This window comes from Streptosporangium amethystogenes subsp. fukuiense (genome assembly GCF_042665875.1).
GTDB lineage: Bacteria > Actinomycetota > Actinomycetes > Streptosporangiales > Streptosporangiaceae > Streptosporangium > Streptosporangium fukuiense.
In genome coordinates this window covers 1,331,260-1,348,852 of the sequence record NZ_JBHTEE010000001.1, presented here as the reverse complement: position 1 = coordinate 1,348,852, position 17,593 = coordinate 1,331,260, and the positions used below count along the sequence as shown (strand labels likewise).

Here is a 17,593-nt window from a genome sequence, read left to right as displayed (position 1 = left end):
GCTACGCGTGTGCCACGACCGGGCGCGCGAGACCGTAGTGCCCGCGAAGGGTCCGGCCCTCGTACTCGGTACGGAACAGGCCCCGGCGCTGCAGTTCCGGCACCACGTGGTCGACGAAGTCGTCCAGGCCGCCGGGCAGCGTCGGGGGCATCACGTTGAAGCCGTCGGCGGCGCCTTTGACGAACCATTCCTCGATCTGGTCGGCGATCTGCTCGGGGGTGCCCGCCACCACGCGGTGCCCCCGGTTGCCGGACAGGCGGCGGATCAGCTGTTCCAGCGACAGGTTCTCCCGCCGGGCCATGTCGACGATGACCCCGGCCCGGCTCCGCTGGCCCTCGACCACCCCGGGGATGTCGGGCAGCGGCTGGTCGAGCGGGTGCTCCGTCAGGTCCACGCCGAGCATCTCGGAGATCGTGGCGACGGTGGACTCGGGAACGACCAGCGCCCCGAGCTCCTCCTGCAGCTGTGCCGCCTCACGCTCGGTGGAACCGACGATGGCCGACAGGCCCGGCAGGATCGCCACCTCGTCGGGGTTCCTGCCGTGCTTCACGACCCGCTTCTTGAAGTCGGCGTAGAACGCCTGGGCCGAGTAGATGACCGGCTGCGCGGTGAAGACGGCATCGGCGTAGCGGGCGGCGAACTCCTTGCCGTCCTCCGAGGAGCCGGCCTGGACCAGCAGCGGCCGGCCCTGCGGCGAGCGGGGGATGTTCAGCGGCCCGCTGACCTTGAACCGCTCTCCCTGGTGTTCGACGGCGCGGACCTTCTCCTTGTCCGCGTAGATGCCCTCCGTCTGGTCGCCGAGGACGGCGCCGTCCTCCCAGCTGTCCCAGAGCTTGGTGACCACGTCCACGAACTCGGTGGCCCTGGCGTACCTGACGGCGTGCGGCGGAAGGCTCCCGCCGAAGTTGCGCGCCTCCGACTCGCTGGCCGAGGTGACGATGTTCCACCCGGCGCGGCCGCCGCTGATGTGGTCCAGCGAGGCGAACTTGCGCGCCACGTTGAACGGCTCGTTGTAGGTGGTGGACATGGTGGCGATCAGGCCGATGTGCTCGGTGACCACCGCCATCGCCGCCAGCATCGTCAACGGTTCCAGTCCGCCCAGGGTGTGGTACTTGATGTCACCCCAGAAGGACAGGGAGTCGGCCAGGAACACCGAGTCGAGTTTGCCCCGCTCGGCGGTCCTGGCCAGCTCCTGGTAGTGCCGGATATCGGTGACTCTGGATGGGTCCGCGCCCGAGGTGCGCCAGGCGGCCTCGTGGTGACCCACCCCCATGAGGAAGGCGTTCAAGTGGAGCTTTCTCATCTCATCCTCCAGCCCCGCGTGGTGTTTCTCATAGAGAAACTTTGTTTCGAAGAAGGAGACTAGCAGGATTGGATCACGAATCGTGGTCCACCACGGCACGGGCTGCGAGCCTCGGGTGGAGCCAGGCCGCCACCTCGAGATGCGCCGGGTGCTCCTGGTATCCGCGCAGTTCCTCGGCGGACTCGTGCCGCGTGATCAGGCACAGGTGGTAGGAGACCGGCGACCCGATCACATCCAGGCCGACGACGAGATCCCGGATCTGCTCGACCCGGCCTCCCATGCCTTCCAGCAGCTCCCCGGCCTTCGGCGCGTCCCTCGGGTCGGCGAACTTCATCAGCACCACGTGGGTCAGCACGATTGCCTCCTAGACATTTCCTCCGGTTTCGCGAGATCCTATGTCTCGGAAACACCGTTTCTCTAGACGTAACAATCGAGGAGTGCACATGGTACGCGTCGCCGCGGCGCAACTCGAGACGGGCCAGGACCCGGCCGCCAACCTGGCCGCCTGTCTGCGCGCGATCGACTCGGCCGCAGCCCAGGGAGCCGAACTGATCGTGCTGCCCGAGTTCTGCAACCACCTGTCCTGGTACGAGGACCGCGCGCACGCCCGGCGGCTGGCCTGCCGCCACGGGGACCCGTTTCTCACCGCGATCTCCGAGCGGGCCGCCGGGCACCGCGCGTATGTCAAGATCGGTGTCACCCTCGCCAGGGAGGACGGGCGCACCACCGGCGCCTCCCTGCTCTACGGCCCGGACGGCGCCCTCCTCGGCGAGGCCGACAAGCAGACCCTGATGGGCGCGGAGAACGACCACCTCGATCCCGGGACGGCCGTGGGCCCGGTGATCTCGACCGAACTCGGGCGGCTCGGCATGTACGCCTGCATGGAGGGCGTGATCAGCGAGGTCACCCGCGGGCTGACGCTGCGCGGCGCGCAGGTGCTGCTCAACAGCCTGAACTCGTTCGCGGTGGACGAGGCGAGCCTGCACATCCCCGTCCGCGCCGCCGAGAACAAGGTGTGGGTGGTCGCCGCCAACAAGGTCGGGCCGCTGATCCCCGCCGACATGCTGGAGTCCGTCGGCGCCGGGCTCGGCGTCCCGCCGGAGTGGCTGCACGGCGCGGGCGAGAGCCAGATCGTCGCCCCGGACGGCACGGTCGTGGCCAGAGCACCGCGGGCCGGCGAGGCCGTGGTCGTCGCCGACATCGACGTGACCCTCGCCGACTCCAAGCTCCGCCCCGACGGCACCGACATCCTCGCCGCCCGCCGCCCCGCCCTCTACCGGCCGATCGCCGCCGAGCCCCGCGGCCGCCGGGCGCCCGCCGGAGCCGAGCGCCTGACCGCGGCCGTGGTCAGACCCCGCGACGAGCCGGGCACCGCCGAAGAGCTCATCGGACAGGCGGCCGCGGGCGGAGCGGAACTGATCGTGCTCCCCGAGCTGTGCGGGGTGAGTGCCGAGGAGGCGGCGCGAGCCGTCCGCGGGACCGCGGCGCACGTGGTACTCAGCGAGATCCGCCAGGGGGCGCACGAGGGACTGCTGATCTCTGGCGAGGGGGTCGTGGGACGGCAGCGTGCCCTGCACCCCGTCACCCGGCACGCCGGGCGGGTCACCTCGCTGGGCGACGGCCTGGAGATCTTCGAACTGCCCTGGGGCCGGCTCGCCGTCATCGTCGGCGACGATGCCCTGTTCCCCGAGACGTTCAGGCTGGCGGCGCTGGCCGACGCGGACGTCGTCGCGGTGCCGTTCACCCCCTCCGAAGCCTGGGAGCTGGAGTACGGCCTGTTGGAACGGGCCGCGGAGAACCGGCTCAACGTCGTCGCCGCCGGCCACGACGGACCGGCCGGCCTGGCCGGGGCCATCTTGGCCACCCCCCGGGACTTCACCCTCTGGACCGCCTGGGAAGGCCCGTTCAGCGGCCGCATCAGCCACCCGATCGTCACCCCGGTCAAGAACGGTGACCGCTCGGTAAGCGCCGATCTCCACCCGGCGCAGGCCGTCAACCGACACGTCTCACGCGGCACCGACCTGGTGGACGGCAGACCGTGGCGGCTGGTGGACGCACTTCAGAAAGGAAACCGATGAAGGAAACGTTGCAGTACGTCGAGCAGATGCTCGACGAGTCCCCGGTCATCGACGTCACCGAGACCTTCGAGCAGCTGCGCACGATACTCGCCGAGCTCAAGGCGAAGATCGACGCCAGGTTCGAGCTGACGCGCGACCCCTCCAGCGACCGGTTCGACAGCTACGGCACCTATCCCGACGGGCCCGGCGGCCGGATCGAGGCCTACACCGGGCCGGAGATGGACTGGATGGTCCACTCCTGGCTGGGCAACCCGAAGGCGAGCTTCACCAACCTGCACCTGACCGCCTGGCTGGGCCCGCAGATCGACGTGCCGCACCTGGGCATCGCGCTGCTGGTCTGGCCGGAGGGCTGGTTCTACCAGGACTTCATCCCGCGGGTCAACCCGGTCGAGCACGGCGACTACCACGACCGCTACTACGCGCCGCTGGACGCCGACTGGGTGCGGTTCAAGGAGGAGAACCCGGACTTCACCTGGTTCACCAGCCGGGCCGGGTTCGTTCGCGCGAGCCTGTCGTCCAACGCGTACTGCTACTCCTTCCCGCGCGCCCAGCAGCACATCGACGTGGTCCGCGAACTGCTCCACGCCCGCGTCGACCGCTGGCTGCGCTGGGTGGACGAGGCCGACCCGGTGCCCGAGGCCGACCGGCCCGCGCTGGCCGCGACCGACCTGGCGATCCGCCGGAACATCGCCGACCGCGACCCGGCCAACGTCATGGGCGTGCGCTACTTCGGCGAGGAGACGACCGACAAACTGGTCCGGGCACTGTGGGGCGGCGACCGCGTGCTGCCGAGGCCCACATGATCCGATCGCTGTGGTGGGCGGCGAAGACCGGGGGCGACCCTCCGTTCGACACCTCGCACCTGAAGGTCTACTACCCGGCGGCGCCGGACGGTGACCGGCTGACCGGGGTGTTCCGGCCGGAAGGCGGGCCGTACCCGGTGGTGCTGTTCCTGTCCGGGATCAACGTGGGTCAGGACGCCTACCGATGGCTCGCGACCGAGATCGCGGCCGCCGGGTTCGTCTGCGTGACCTTCGACCGGGTGGGCGAGTTGTTCGGCGGCGAGTACGGGCTGACACCCGGCGTCGACCTGGACGCCGCCCGGCCCGGGAGCTACGGCTCACGCCCGACCTGCCCGGCGATCTCGGAGATCCTGTCCGCGCTGGCCGAGATCGACCTGCTGAAGGGCGCGATCGACCTGGAGCGGGTCGCGCTCGGCGGGCACTCGGCGGGCGGCTCCCTGGTCCTGCAGTCGGCCCGGCACTTCCCCGAGGTGAAGGCCGTGTTCGCCTACGGCGCGCACACCATGGTGGCCACCATGCTGGGCTGGCCCGCGGGGACCGTGGTGCCCGCCCAGGTGGACTGCCCGGTCCTGCTCTCGGTCGGCACCAGGGACGGCGTGATCATGGGCAGCTCGGACCGGTACGGCCAGGAGGAACACCCGGCCGATCCCGTCACCCGGACGTTCGACGAGGCACTCACCGACCGGGACGGATCCCACCTGCTGGCCGTCATCGAGGGGGCCAACCACTTCGGGATCGCCGACCCGGTGGACCCGACCGCCGCGCGGGCCTTCCTGGACCTGCCGGCCGAGGCCGAACCACAACCGGTCCTCGCCGGACTGATCACCATGTTCCTGCGAACACACCTGTGCGGTGACGACCACGCCCGGTCGGAACTCGACGGCCTGCCTGGCCTGCATCGCCGTTAGGAGGAGAAGTGCTGAAGAACTTCTGGTACGCGGTCGAGTTCGCCCACGTGGTCGACAGCAGGCCGCGACGGATCACCTGCCTCGGTCAGGACTTCGTGATCTGGCGCAAGCGCGACGGCAGCGTGGCGTGCCTGTCCGACCTGTGCGTGCACCGCGGCGGCGCACTGTCGATGGGCAAGGTCGTCGAAGACCGCGTCGTCTGCCCCTACCACGGCTGGGAGTACGAGTCGGACGGCGCCTGCATGAAGATCCCGGCCAACCCGCCGGGGCGGGGCATCCCGAAGAAGGCGCGGGTGGACGCCTACCCGGTGGTCGAGAAGTACGGCATGGTCTGGGCCTTCCTCGGCGACCTGCCCGAGGAGGAGCGGCCGCCGATCCCGCACATCCCCCAGCACGACGACCCCAGGTACCGCGCCGTCTACTGGGAGACCGTGCTGGAGGCCAACTACGAGCGCGCCCTGGAGAACGTGGTCGACGCGGCCCACACGCCGTTCGTGCACGGCAGCGCGTTCGGCGACCCGGGCAGGCCGGAGATCCCCGACTACGAGGTGACAGAGACCGAATGGCACGCGGAGGCCGACGTACAGTTCAGCCCGCCGCCCGCCCCCGGCATCTGGGGCATGCTCTACCGGACCAAGGAACGCCAGCCCGTGGTGGTGAGCAACGGCTGGTACCTGCCCAACATCGTCAAGCTGCACGTGCGGCTGCCCTTCGGCGACCTGATCCTGTACGACCACAACATTCCGCTCAACAGGGACCGGACCCTCGTGAAGATCGTCGGTTACCGGACCTTCTACACCGGCAAGTGGGCGGACGCCAGCGCGGCCAAGCGGATCGGCAAGATCTTCGAACAGGACCGGCCGATCGTCGAGAACCAGCGGCCGGAACTGCTGCCCTTCGACCTCTCCGCCGAGCTGCACATCCGCAGTGACGCCCTCCAGGTCTCCTACCGGCGGCGCCGCCAGCAGCTGATCGACCGGGGCTGGTGGATCGGCGAGGACGACGACGCCAACAGTGCCGCCGCGCGCCGCGAGGCCACGGTGATCCCCTCCCCGGCCCGCCGCGACAATCCCGAACTCGCCCGCGCCTGGGTGCACAAGCCCCGAGGAGAGAACACCGATGAGCCTGCCCGCCGCGCTGAATGAGCGTGTCCTCGACCGCCTGCTCGCCGCCACCGAACTGTCCCCCATCGCGGACACCGATCTGACCAGCCCGATGTCCCCCGCCCCGGTGGGCCGGCTGCGCACCTTCGGCCCTGCCGCCTCGGAGCCCGCGGGCGACGCGCGACCGGCGAAGGTGGTGGCGGTCAGCCTGGTGGTGCCGATGATCGGGCTGGACAGCCACATGATCTTCGCGTTCACCCGGCCGGAGTCGGCCGTGCCGCACTTCACGCTGGACGCGGTCGCCTCGGCCGACTATCACGCCATGCACCTGGACCTGATCCCCCGCCTCGAACTGGCGACCCATCTGGGGTATCTGGACGCCTGCTTCCTGCCGCTGACGGAGCCGCTGGAGGCCGCCTGGAGGATCGACGGCGTCTCCCCCGCCGCGATCGGCCCCCGCCAGCGGGCGATGATGTCCCCCTGGATGGTGGTCTGCCGGGCCACCGAGGATGCCTTCGCGAAGCTCGGCCCGACCGTCGACACCTACCTCGACCACTGGCTGAGCCTGCTCGAGGCGGGTGTGCCGGATCCGGGCGACACCGACCTCGCCGCCCGGGACACGGCCAACCGGGCCAACCTGTTCAGCCCGGAGGTGGACCCGGTCTGGCACCAGGTCACCCGGCTCATCGGCGCGGAACAGTCCGACCTCGTACGTGGAGAACTGATCTCGTGACCGACACGACGCAACCCAGCGAATGGCAGCGGCGCATCGCCGGAGAGTGGCACGGCCGCCCCTCCCTGTTCGACGCCACCGGCACCTGGCAGGGATACGAGGACATCCGCCGCTCCTCGGACTTCGTCGACGGCGTGACCACCTACTACATGGACGGCGGCCTGGAGGGCGGCGGCCCCATGGCCGGAAGGTTCCGGCTCGGCGCCCCGTTCGCGTTCGGCGTCGTCGACTCCGACGCCAACCGCGTCTACACCGGCCCCGACTTCTACGGCACCGGCCAGCCGTACGGTTCCTTCGTCGACTCCCACTACTACGGTCCCGGCTGGCAGGTGGACCTCAACACCTGGAACCAGGTCCTCGCCGACGACGACGTCCAGGTCTACTCCTCGATGCTCTACCAGGGTCCCGCCGTGGTCGGCTGCTTCAACGGCCTCTACACCCGAGACCCCGCCAAGGTGGCGGACTGGCTGGCGGCCGAGACCCGGAACGGGCCGGTGCCCCACATCCTGCCCACCAAGACCCCGGGAGCCTTCTCCGGCACCTGCGAGGTCTTCGGCGCCGACCAGAAGCCGCGCGGCACCGTGGACGTCACGGTCGAGGTGGAACCGCTGGACCTGCTGCGGGCCCGCCACCACGTCACCTGGTCCGGAGCCCTGGACCGCCGCCACACCGTCGAGGTGCGGCGTGACGGCTTCCGCTCCTTCTACGAGGGTCCCGAGGCCTGGGGCAACGCGCAGGCGTACGGCCGGGCGAACTACTCCAGCCTGCACTTCCGCGACGTCTGGAAGCTCAAGGGGCGCGAGTTCATGATCGACGCCACCCCGGGGATGAGCGCCGGCAAGACGATGGCGGTCGCCTACGAGCTGTTCGACGGCAACGTGCTGTCCGCCGTCGTCCACGGGGTACTTCGATGGTCGTAGTCGTGACGGGCGGCACCAGGGGCATCGGGCTCGGGCTGGTCAGGGAGTTCCTCTCCCGCAAGCAGCGAGTCGCCTTCTGCGGCCGCAGTGACGAGTCCGTCAAGAAGGCGCTGGCCGCGCTGGACAGCGATCAGGTGCTGGGGATGGCGGCGGACATGGCCGACCGCGCCCAGGTTCAGGCGCTGTGGGACGCGGCCGTCGACCGGTTCGGCTCGGTCGACATCTGGATCAACAACGCCGGGATCTCCCAGACACGCGGGCCGCTCTGGGAGCTCCCGGCCGCCGAGGCGGCGGCGGTCGTCGACGTGAACCTGACCGGTGTGGTCAACGGCAGCGCGGTCGCCATCAGCGGGATGATCGAGCAGGGTCGCGGCCACGTGTGGAACATGGAGGGTCTGGGCAGCGACGGCCGTACGGTCGCCGGTCTGTCCGTCTACGGCGCGAGCAAGCGGGCGGTGACCTACCTCACCCTGGCACTCGCCAAGGAGGTGCCGCCCGGTGTCTCGGTCGGCCTGCTCAGCCCCGGCATGGTCGTCACCGACCTGCTCATCCACGACTACACGCCGGACGAGCTGGCCAAGGCCGCCCGGATCTTCAACATCCTGGCCGACCGGGTCGAGACCGTCACCCCGTGGCTCGCCGAGCAGGCGCTGACCCGGATCCGCAACGGCGCCCACGTCCGCTGGCTGACCCAGGGCAAGATCCTCGCCCGGTTCGCCTCGGCCCCCTTCTCGAAACGCCGGGTGATCCCGTGAGCGAGTATCCCGTCCCCCTCGCGGTGGAGGACTTCGTCCCGGTCGTGCTGACGACGTGCGGTGTCATCCTGCTCACCCGGCATGTGGACGCCAGATACCGGCCGGGTGTGTTGCTCGCCGCGGTTCTCATCGGTGCCGGCGGGCTGGCCAAGGCGTCGTGGAAGCTCACCGTCGCGCTCGGCGGCCCGGACCTGACCTGGCTGGAGCAGCTGCTGTTCCCGCTGCTCACCGCCGGGTTCGGGCTGCTGGCCTGGATCCTGGTCAGCCACCACCACTCCCGGACGCCCCGCTGGGTCCCGCCGCTGGTGATCGGCCTGTCCCTGCTGTGCGCGGGTGGCGCCGCGCTGGCCGGGGGCATGTTGCCGCTGCTGGTCAGCACCACGGTCTTCGCCACTCTCAGTGGCGTCCACCTGATCCTGGCCGCCCAGCGGAACCGCGACCCGCTCACCGCCGCCCTGTTCGGCCTGCAACTCCTGGGGTTCTTCATCCTCAGCCCGCTGGCCGCCCGACCCGACCAGACGCTGGCCCTGCAATGGGTCGAACAACTGTCCAACAGCGCGGCACAGGCCGGATTCGCGATCGCCGCGTTCCGGCTGTGCCGCCCCCGACGGCTGGAGGCCGTACGATGACCGACGCGCTCGGCTGGCGCCGCAAGTTCGGCGTGATCGCCCCGTCCACCAACACGATCGTGGAGCCGGACTTCTACCGGATGACCGTTCCCGGGGTCACCGCGCACTTCAGCCGCATCCACATCCGCGACCAGAACATGGCCGGGAACGAGGGCATGGAGCGCCTGCTCGACCAGATCCGCGAGGAGATCGGCTCGGCCTGCGAGCGGGTGATGACCTGCGAGCCGGACTACATGGTGATGGGCATGTCCGCCGAGACCTTCTGGGGCGGTGTCGAGGGCAACCGGCAGTTCGTCAAGCAGATCCACGACCTCACCGGCCTGGAGGTGGCGACCGGCGCGGAGGCGTGCGAGCGGGCGCTGAACCTGTACGGCGCGCGCAGGCTCGGCGTGGTCACCCCCTACCAGCCGGTCGGCGACGAGAACGTGGTGCGGTTCTTCTCCGAGATCGGTTTCGACGTGGTCGCCATCGAGGGCCTGAAGTGCCCCACGGCCGTGTCGATCGCGCACGTCACCGAATCCACCCTGCGCGAGGCGCTGATCGAGGTGGACTCCCCCGACGTGGACGCGATCGTGCAGTGTGGCACCAACCTGTCCATGGTCGGCCTGGCCGACGAGGCCGAGCGGTGGCTCGGTAAGCCGGTCATCGCCATCAACGCCGCCACTTGGTGGATGGCGCTGCGCGACAACGGCGTCGAGGACAAGGTGTACGGCGCGGGCCGGCTGCTGCGCGAACACTGAGGGCCCGTCCTCGACCACCTCACCCCGGCCGCGCGAACACCAGAGGCCCCGCCTCCCTGCCGTCCCACTCTCGCCGCGCGAGCACTGAGGGCCCACCCCGGCCGCGCGAACACCGGGGGCCCGCCTCCCCGCCGTCCCACCTCTCGCCACGCGAGTGCCGAGTACGGTCCTCGACCGTTTCTTCCCCATGCCGTAAATCACCCCCACTGGAGGAAGCATGCCTATTTCCACTACGTCCACTCGGCGGATTCGCGCCGGGCTGGTCGCCGCGGCGCTCACCGTGGCGACCGCGCTGACGCCGTCGGCGGCCCTCGCCAACGGTGCCGCCGTGTCCACCGCGTCCACCGCGTCCACCTTGACGTCGCCCTCCTGGGTCGGCCAGTACGAGACGCAGATCGGCAACGACCCGGCCACCGTCTACTACCCGGCCGCCCAGACCCCCCTGCCGGTCGCCCTGCTCCTGCAGGGCGCGAACGTGCCCAGGGAGAGCTACAGCGAATTCGCCAAGATCGTCGCCGGCTTCGGCTTCGCCGTGGCCGTCCCGAACCACCAGCGCGCCGTCGGCCCGATCTCCGGGCTCTTCCCCGAGCAGTCCCAGACCAACGCCGCCGTGACGTGGGCGGCGGCGGAGAACACCCGCGCGGGCTCCCCGGTCGCCGGACGGCTGGACGCCAACCGGCTGGTCCTGCTCGGGCACTCCTTCGGCGGGGCCGCCGGGCTGTTCGCCATCGGCAACACCTGCACGGTCCCGTTCTGCTTCGGGCCCGTCTACCAGCGTCCCGCGGCGCTGCGCGCGGCGGTCTTCTATGGCGCGAGCACGACGACGCCCGGCGGCGGCGCCGTCCCGATCGCCAACGCCGGGGTACCGGTCGCCCTCGTCCAGGGCGGCCTGGACGGCAACAACCTGCCGGCGGCGGCCCTGGCGACCTACAACGGTCTCGGCGCGGCGCCCAAGGCGCTCGTCACGGTGACCGGCGCCAACCACTTCGGTCTCACCGACACCCAGACCCCGGCCGGCGCCGTTCCCGACGCCACCCCGCAGACACTGACGCAGCAGGAGAGCATCGACGCCGCGGCCAAGTGGAGCGGGCTGTTCCTGCGCGCCTCGCTCGGTGACACCCTGGCCGCGGCCTACGTCTACGGCTTCGGCGACGCCTCCGACCCGAAGGTCACGGTGATCTCGCAGCGCTAGTTGCATACAATCTGCTGACAAAATCTCAAAAATCATCGTATATGTAGATTCATTGCATACAACACTGATACACCTGGAACATGTCTTCTCCCCGCATGAACATCGTTGAGGTGGGGCCCCGGGACGGTTTGCAGAACGAGGCCGTCCCGGTCGGCACCGACGCCAAGGTGGCCTACATCGAGGCACTGGCCGACGCGGGCCTCACCCGCATCGAGGCGGTCAGCTTCGTCCACCCCCGCCTAGTCCCCCAGATGGCCGACGCCGAGCAGGTGATGGCCCGCGTCCCCCGGCGCGACGGGCTCAGCTACATAGGTCTGATCGTCAACGGGCGCGGCCTGGACCGGGCCCTGGCCGCGGGGGTGGACGAGGTCAACGTCACGATCGTGGCGACCGAGACCTTCTGCCGGCGCAACCAGGGCATGACGGTCGCGGAGGCGCTGGACTCCTTCGCCGGGATCGCCGCCCGCGCCCACGCGGCCGGGCTGCGGGTCACCGCGACCGTCGGGGCGGCCTTCGGCTGTCCCTTCGAGGGCGAGGTGGCCCCCGGCGGCGTGGCCGAGCTGGTGCGGCGGTGCGCGGACACCGGGGCCGACGAGATCGCGCTGGCCGACACGATCGGCGTGGGCGTGCCCGCCGACGTACGGCGGCTGACCGGGGCCGTGCGCGAGGTCACCGACCTGCCACTGCGGTTCCACTTCCACAACACCCGCAACACCGGCTACGCCAACGCGCTGGCCGCGGTCGAGGCGGGCGCCACCGCGCTCGACGCGAGCAGCGGCGGAATCGGCGGCTGCCCGTTCGCCCCGGCGGCGACCGGCAACATCGCCACCGAGGACCTGTCCTACGCACTGCGCCGCTCGGGCATCGCCACCGGCGTCGACCTCGACCGGCTGCTCTCGGCCGCCTCCTACATCGGTGAGCGGCTCGGCGCGCCGCTGCCGGCCCTTCTCGGGCGCGCGGGCGACTTCCCGCCCGCCTCCCCCACCCCGGCTCTCCGTTGACGAACGCGCCTCGCGCGCGACATGCTACCAATAATGGAAAGCCGTTTCTCCATGCGAAACATGAGGATCTCATGCAGCTCTCCATCGCAGGCGGAATCCGCGAGCTCGCCGCGGCCGCTCCCACGACGGTCGCGGTGGTCGACGGCGACCGGAGACTGACCTATCGCGGCCTGGACGACCGGTCCAGCCGCCTGGCGAACGCCCTGCTGGCCGCCGGACTGCGGCCGGGCGAACGGGTCGCGCTGCTGCTCGGCAACCGGATGGAGTACCCGGAGGCCGCGGCGGGCATCGCCAAGGCGGGGCTGGTCATGGTGCCGCTCAACCCCCGGCTGACCCCCGGCGAGACCGCCTACATCCTGGGGCACTGCGCCGCCCGCGCCCTCATCCTGGACGAGGCGCTGGCGGCGGCGGTGGACGGCGTCGAACTGCCCGGCACGGTCCTGTCCATGGGCGGCAACCGGCTCGGGCCGTCCTACGACGCGGCCCTGGCCACAGTGGGCGCGAGGGACCCGCGGATCGAGGTGGACGAGCGCGAGCCGTTCTGCGTGGCCTACACCTCCGGCACCACCGGCCGCCCCAAGGGCGTGGTGATCAGCCACCGGTCGCGGTCGCTCACCTTCTACGCCTCGGCTCTGGAGTGGGGCCTGGGCCCCGGCCGCCGGACGATCGCCGTGGCCCCGATGTACCACGGCGCCGGGTTCGCCTTCGGTTACGCGCCGGTGCACACCGGCGGCACGGTCGCGATGCTGCGAGGCTGGGACCCCGAACGGCTGCTGGCGATGATCGAACGTGAGCGCGCCCAGTCGGTCTTCCTGGTGCCCACCCACGCCCACATGCTCCGCGCCCTGGGCGAGAAGGCGCTGCGCGACCACGACCTGTCCTCGCTGGACACCCTGTACTTCAACGCCGCCGCGCTACCGCGCGCGCTGAAGGAATGGGTGCTGGACACCTTTCCCGGCGTCGGGGTGCACGAGCTGTACGGCTCGACCGAGGCCGGGATCATCAGCGACTGCCGCCCGGCCGACGCCCGCGACAAGATCGGCTCGGTGGGCCGCCCGTGGTTCATGACCGAGGTCAGGGTGGTGGACGACGAGGGGAACCCCGCCGACCGGGGCGAGCTGTTCAGCCGCTCGCCGTACCTGATGAACGGCTACCTGGACGACCCGGCCGCCACCGCCGCCTGCACCACCCCCGACGGGTTCCTCACCAGCGGCGACATCGTCGAACGCGACGAGGACGGCTTCATCTACATCGTCGACCGCAAGAAGGACATGATCATCTCTGGCGGGGTGAACATCGCCCCGCGCGAGGTCGAGGAGGTCCTGACCTCCTTCCCCGGCGTCGCCGACGCCGCCGTCGTGGGCCTGCCCGACGAGCGGTGGGGCGAGCAGGTGGCCGCCTTCGTGGTCGTCCTGCCCGGCGCCGCGGTCGACGCCGAGGCACTGGCGGCGCACTGCCGCACCAGGCTGGCCGGCCCCAAGCTTCCCCGGCAGGTCGAGTTCGTTCCCGCACTACCCCGCAACGCCGCAGGAAAGATCCTGAAGCGCGAGTTGCGTGACAACCACTAAGGAGAACCGTTCATGCGGCCGCATGTCGAAATGATCCACGAGGACGACTACATCTGGCACGCCGCCGAACTGCCCGGCGGCGAGGGCAGGGCCAGCGAGCGACGGCTGTCGGCCGACGAGGAGGACGGCTCCGGCTCCCTGCGCCTCGACTTCCACACCGACTGGGGCCGCGGCCCCGGCATCCACCATGCCAACACCGAGTACTACGTGCTCGACGGCTCGATGACGTACGGTGGCCGCCGCATCGGCAAGGGCGGCTACCTCTACCTGCCCAAGGGCGTTCCCGCCGACGCCGTCACCTTCGCCGAGGGCACTCGGATCCTGCACTACCGCGAGTACGGCGACGCCGGCTTCGACCCCATGCAGAGCCTGGCCGCACCTCGCTGGGAAGGGGCTCGCGAGGACGTCATCGTCATCGACTCCGAGGCCATGCGGTGGGACGCGGTGCCGAACGCCGGGCCGATGCCCGGCCTGTTCATCAAGTACCTGCACGTCGACCCGGTCACCGGTTTCTACACCCGCCTCGTCCACGCCCAGGAGGGCTGGGCCGACCACCGCCTGGCCCACCACCCCTGCTACGAGGAGGCGTACACCGTCCAGGGTCACATGGAGTACAACTTCGGCACCCTGGACCTGGGCACCTACTTCTTCCGCCCCGCCCGGGTCAAGCACGGCCACTTCACCACGATGGAGGGCGGCGCCACCTGGCTGCTGCGCTCCGACGGCGAGCTGCACAACTGGTACACCGAGAACGAATGGGTGCGCTGGGGCGGCGAGGCCATCAACTACGGCCCGGAAGGCGGCCGGATGCGCTGGTCCCAGTCCGCCCACGACCTGGGCCGGGGCCCCTCCCGCCGCACCGAGCAGGACCTGGAGATGCTGCGGGCGTCCCTGGCGTACGCCCGCGAGCAGGGCGCCGTCGACACGGACGTCCACCCGCACGGCCAGGGCACCGACAAGAGCCTCATCGCCATCGCCAAGGCCGTCGACGCGGCCCGCCTGCAGGGCGGTCACGGCGACCACGACCACCCGCACGACCACTCGCACGACCACGAGGAAGGGCACGCGCACGGAGCGCCCGCCCTCGACTGGGGCGCCGATCCCGCCACGCTGGAACACCCCGACGAGCGCACCGACACGGGCGCCCACGACCGGGGACATGGCCGGGCCTGGAAGTCGGGCGACCCCATCCCCGCCCCCATCATCTCAAGCCTTCCCGTCCGCTCCCGCTCCCGCGGCTACTGGGACGGCGAGGGTCTCTGACCGCACAGCCGTATCCCGGGTCAGCCCCTTCCCGAGCCGACTCCGGCCGCCCCTCGTCTGCCATCGCGGTCGACCGTCGCCGCGATGGCCGCGAACAGTACGGCCTCACCCGCGTTGCCCAGGATGGGCAACGCCACGGCGGCACCCGCGGTCGCCAGGAGCGCGGCCGCGCCCAGGAAAAGCCAGGGCGTGCGCCACCGCACCCACAGCACGATCCCCACGACCAGCAGGATCACCGTGGTGATCAGCGCCGGGATCGGCGGGCCCGACGGATCCACGGAAACGTAACGCAGGGTGTCCGACCACCATCGGGGCTCCAGCCGCAGATCCGCCAGGCCCACCACCTCGAAGACGATCAGAACGCCGGCCAGACCCCACGCCGGAACGACCGGTCCGCGACGCACGAGGGCCGCCCCGTGGACGATGAGGAGCGGGGTGAGAACGGCATGGACGGCGAAGCGGCCGGTGTTGAGCGCCTCCAGCCCCGGCCCCTCGCCGATCAGCCGCCCGGCTCCGACGACCGCCGAGTCGTAGGCGACCCCCATCCCGACCACGAACGGGATCCACCGGCCTGATCGCGCCAGTTGTACGGCCAGAGCCAGCTGGATCAGGGCCAGCCCGCCGTACAGGACCGAGATCACGGCTCGTGGCCGACGACGGCTCCGGCGGCGACCGTGAGCGGGATCCGCCCCTCAGGTCCCTCGGGCGGTCCCTTGGCCGCCGAAACGGCCCCACGGTCGACGGACTCCATCCGCGCGCCCCTGTCCGGCACAGTCGCCTCCTAGACGTTTCCTCTGGTTTCGCGAATCCTACTTCTTGGAAACATTGTTTCTCTAGAGGTAACATGAGTACACATAGATCTCGATCGAGGGCGGCTCTCCTCCGGCGCCCACCACGCGGGCGATTGACGGTGGCGGCCCGCCCGCGACATGCTCTTGAACAGCCGACGACATGTGGCCTTCGATCCCCGCGACGCGAATGAATCCGTTCGGAGGAGACCAGCTATGGTGCGGTCATGAAGGGCCGGTACCAGGTGTATTTCGAGCGCGCCTGGATCCCGATCACAGCGGTGGACAGGCTCGGCAGGGTCAGGGAGAGCAACCCCGCCTTCCATGCCGCGGTGGCCCGCACCGCCGAGGAGCTGGACGGCCTCCCGGCCGAAGAACTGCTCGCACCCGGCGAGATCGACACACAGCGGCCCTACTGGCAGATGCTGGCCCTCGGTCGGCTCGACGTCTACCGGACCCGGATACGGCTCGTCCGCGGGAACGGCACCGTGATCCGCGCCCGGATCAGCGCCTCCGTCGAACACCGCACCGACGGCCTGCCCTGGCGGGTGGTGACCGTACTGGACGAGATCTCCTCCGCCGCGCCCGCGCTGAGCCCGCTCCAAAGCACGGTGCTGCAACTGGTCACCGAAGGCGCGTCCAACGCGCAGATCGCCCGGCGGTTGTACCTGACCCGCCAGGCGGTGGACTATCACCTGGTACAGCTGCGCATCAAGCTCGGCGCGGAAAGCCGATCGGCGCTGGCCGGACGGGCCTTCGTGCTGGGCCTGTTCGTGCCCGGCATCTGGCCGCCGACCCTGCACCCGCCCCGGACCGCCGAGGCGGGTGCGCCGGAGGCCCGCTACCGGACGCCGAGGAACTGAACGTCCGGGTCGGTCTGTGCGGCCGTGCCCCAGACCGCGTCGTACTGGGCGGCGTCGTCTCGGAGGTAGTACAGCAGCCAGGCGGTGGTCACCCGGCGGGTGATCGTCTGCTGGGCGGCCCGGGTGATCGAACCGCTGTCGCAGCCGAGGCCGCCGGAGTCGGTGAAGCCGCAGTGGAAACCACCGGCGATCGTGCGCAGCTGCTTGGGAGCGAGCTTGGCGTTGTAGATGGGGATCTGGTGACCCGACGGGCCCGCGACGGTGTCGCCCGCACCGGCGACCAACTGCATGGGAACCGCCGTGGTGGCCGCGGCGGCCACGGCCGAGGGGTTGGTCTCGGCCGCGGCCAGGTTCGTCACCGTCCGCACCGCCGGGTTGCGCGCGGCGGCCAGCACGCTGGCGCCGCCGCCCATCGAGTGCCCCGACAGCCCCAGCCGGTCGGTACGCACGTGGGCGTTGAACCGCGACCCGGCGACGGTGTTCTGCGCCACCATCCAGGTCAGCGCGGCGTTCAGGTCATCGGCGAAGGCGCTGTGACTGGGGAGCAGGCCGCCCTGCGAGGTCGGCATGACCGTGATCACGCCCCAGGAGGCCCAGTGGCCGCCCAGAGAGGCGTACTTGCTGATGCTCTGAAAGAACCCGTGGCCGAAGGCCACCACGGGGAACTGCCCGGCCGCGACGGCCGTGTTGCTTCCCGCCGAGGTCGCGGGGTAGTAGACCCGGGCACTGAACGAGCGACCGGAGGCCGAGACGCTGACGTCGGAGTAGCCGACCGGGTGGGAGCCCGGGGCGGACAGGTCGGCGGCGAGGGCGGGGGCGGCCGTGAGGAACAGGAAGGGGATCAGGAGGATCGCACAGACCCTGATCGTCCAGGAGCGCATGATGCTTCACCAGCTTTCACGCGGGGGGTTGTTACCTGAATTTTGGAAACTTCGATTCTCCTATG

The 17,593-nt window shown here is 70.6% G+C and carries 19 protein-coding genes; 14 read left to right on the top strand and 5 right to left on the bottom strand.

Annotation, left to right across the window (positions count from 1 at the left end; genetic code table 11):
• Window position 1: 1 nt before the first annotated feature.
• The gene (locus ACFQVD_RS05820; RefSeq protein WP_343963061.1) at window positions 2–1,303 is read right to left on the bottom strand and encodes an LLM class flavin-dependent oxidoreductase; all 1,302 of its coding nucleotides are present in this window, start codon (window positions 1,301–1,303) and stop codon (window positions 2–4) included.
• A gap of 73 nt (window positions 1,304–1,376) precedes the next feature.
• Window positions 1,377–1,658, bottom strand: coding sequence for a Dabb family protein (locus tag ACFQVD_RS05815; protein ID WP_343963063.1), 282 nt, complete (start codon window positions 1,656–1,658; stop codon window positions 1,377–1,379).
• Between the two features lie 88 nt (window positions 1,659–1,746).
• Between ACFQVD_RS05815 and ACFQVD_RS05810 the strand changes: the two genes are divergently transcribed.
• From ACFQVD_RS05810 to ACFQVD_RS05750, 13 genes are all read left to right on the top strand, one after another.
• Window positions 1,747–3,381 carry a nitrilase-related carbon-nitrogen hydrolase gene (locus ACFQVD_RS05810; protein ID WP_386270545.1) on the top strand — a complete coding sequence of 545 codons (1,635 nt, stop codon included), beginning with the start codon at window positions 1,747–1,749 and terminating at the stop codon, window positions 3,379–3,381.
• Window positions 3,378–4,184 carry an oxidoreductase gene (locus tag ACFQVD_RS05805; protein WP_343963066.1) on the top strand — a complete coding sequence of 269 codons (807 nt, stop codon included), beginning with the start codon at window positions 3,378–3,380 and terminating at the stop codon, window positions 4,182–4,184. Before ACFQVD_RS05810 ends, ACFQVD_RS05805 begins: the two co-directional genes overlap by 4 nt.
• A complete protein-coding gene (locus tag ACFQVD_RS05800; protein WP_343963067.1) occupies window positions 4,181–5,092 on the top strand; it encodes an alpha/beta hydrolase family protein in 912 nt (303 codons plus the stop codon). Before ACFQVD_RS05805 ends, ACFQVD_RS05800 begins: the two co-directional genes overlap by 4 nt.
• An 8-nt stretch (window positions 5,093–5,100) precedes the next feature.
• A complete protein-coding gene (locus tag ACFQVD_RS05795; protein ID WP_343963068.1) occupies window positions 5,101–6,237 on the top strand; it encodes an aromatic ring-hydroxylating dioxygenase subunit alpha in 1,137 nt (378 codons plus the stop codon).
• Complete coding sequence (locus ACFQVD_RS05790) at window positions 6,212–6,928, top strand: hypothetical protein (protein WP_343963069.1); 717 nt, start codon at window positions 6,212–6,214, stop codon at window positions 6,926–6,928. Before ACFQVD_RS05795 ends, ACFQVD_RS05790 begins: the two co-directional genes overlap by 26 nt.
• Window positions 6,925–7,848 (top strand): hypothetical protein, encoded by a 924-nt coding sequence (locus tag ACFQVD_RS05785; RefSeq protein WP_343963070.1) that lies wholly within the window; start codon window positions 6,925–6,927, stop codon window positions 7,846–7,848. Before ACFQVD_RS05790 ends, ACFQVD_RS05785 begins: the two co-directional genes overlap by 4 nt.
• Window positions 7,839–8,603 carry an SDR family oxidoreductase gene (locus tag ACFQVD_RS05780; protein WP_343963071.1) on the top strand — a complete coding sequence of 255 codons (765 nt, stop codon included), beginning with the start codon at window positions 7,839–7,841 and terminating at the stop codon, window positions 8,601–8,603. The genes ACFQVD_RS05785 and ACFQVD_RS05780 overlap by 10 nt, the downstream gene beginning before the upstream one ends.
• Entirely contained in the window at window positions 8,600–9,232 is a 633-nt protein-coding gene (locus ACFQVD_RS05775; RefSeq protein ID WP_343963072.1) for a hypothetical protein, read from the top strand. Before ACFQVD_RS05780 ends, ACFQVD_RS05775 begins: the two co-directional genes overlap by 4 nt.
• Window positions 9,229–9,972 (top strand): maleate cis-trans isomerase family protein, encoded by a 744-nt coding sequence (locus ACFQVD_RS05770; RefSeq protein WP_343963073.1) that lies wholly within the window; start codon window positions 9,229–9,231, stop codon window positions 9,970–9,972. Before ACFQVD_RS05775 ends, ACFQVD_RS05770 begins: the two co-directional genes overlap by 4 nt.
• A gap of 217 nt (window positions 9,973–10,189) precedes the next feature.
• Window positions 10,190–11,164, top strand: a complete 975-nt coding sequence (locus ACFQVD_RS05765; RefSeq protein ID WP_343963074.1) for an alpha/beta hydrolase family protein — start codon at window positions 10,190–10,192, stop codon at window positions 11,162–11,164.
• Window positions 11,165–11,259: 95 nt separating this feature from the next.
• Window positions 11,260–12,165: a hydroxymethylglutaryl-CoA lyase gene (locus ACFQVD_RS05760; RefSeq protein ID WP_343963075.1), complete on the top strand. Its 906-nt coding sequence runs from the start codon at window positions 11,260–11,262 to the stop codon at window positions 12,163–12,165.
• A gap of 71 nt (window positions 12,166–12,236) precedes the next feature.
• Window positions 12,237–13,733: a class I adenylate-forming enzyme family protein gene (locus ACFQVD_RS05755; RefSeq protein WP_343963076.1), complete on the top strand. Its 1,497-nt coding sequence runs from the start codon at window positions 12,237–12,239 to the stop codon at window positions 13,731–13,733.
• 12 nt (window positions 13,734–13,745) lie between these two features.
• On the top strand, window positions 13,746–14,996 hold the full coding sequence (locus ACFQVD_RS05750) for a DUF4437 domain-containing protein (protein ID WP_343963077.1): 1,251 nt from the start codon (window positions 13,746–13,748) through the stop codon (window positions 14,994–14,996).
• A gap of 20 nt (window positions 14,997–15,016) precedes the next feature.
• Here the strand turns inward: ACFQVD_RS05750 and ACFQVD_RS05745 are convergent, their stop codons facing one another.
• Both ACFQVD_RS05745 and ACFQVD_RS05740 read right to left on the bottom strand, forming a co-directional pair.
• Window positions 15,017–15,637 carry a hypothetical protein gene (locus tag ACFQVD_RS05745; protein WP_343963078.1) on the bottom strand — a complete coding sequence of 207 codons (621 nt, stop codon included), beginning with the start codon at window positions 15,635–15,637 and terminating at the stop codon, window positions 15,017–15,019.
• Window positions 15,634–15,768: a hypothetical protein gene (locus ACFQVD_RS05740; protein ID WP_343963079.1), complete on the bottom strand. Its 135-nt coding sequence runs from the start codon at window positions 15,766–15,768 to the stop codon at window positions 15,634–15,636. Before ACFQVD_RS05740 ends, ACFQVD_RS05745 begins: the two co-directional genes overlap by 4 nt.
• Before the next feature lie 243 nt (window positions 15,769–16,011).
• On the opposite strand from ACFQVD_RS05740, the gene ACFQVD_RS05735 reads away from it, so the two are divergent.
• Window positions 16,012–16,647, top strand: coding sequence for a helix-turn-helix transcriptional regulator (locus ACFQVD_RS05735; RefSeq protein ID WP_343963080.1), 636 nt, complete (start codon window positions 16,012–16,014; stop codon window positions 16,645–16,647).
• On the opposite strand, the gene ACFQVD_RS05730 is transcribed toward ACFQVD_RS05735, so the two are convergent.
• Entirely contained in the window at window positions 16,626–17,528 is a 903-nt protein-coding gene (locus tag ACFQVD_RS05730) for an alpha/beta hydrolase family protein (protein ID WP_343963081.1), read from the bottom strand. The two genes, ACFQVD_RS05735 and ACFQVD_RS05730, sit on opposite strands and share 22 nt — an antisense overlap.
• Window positions 17,529–17,593 lie beyond the last annotated feature (65 nt).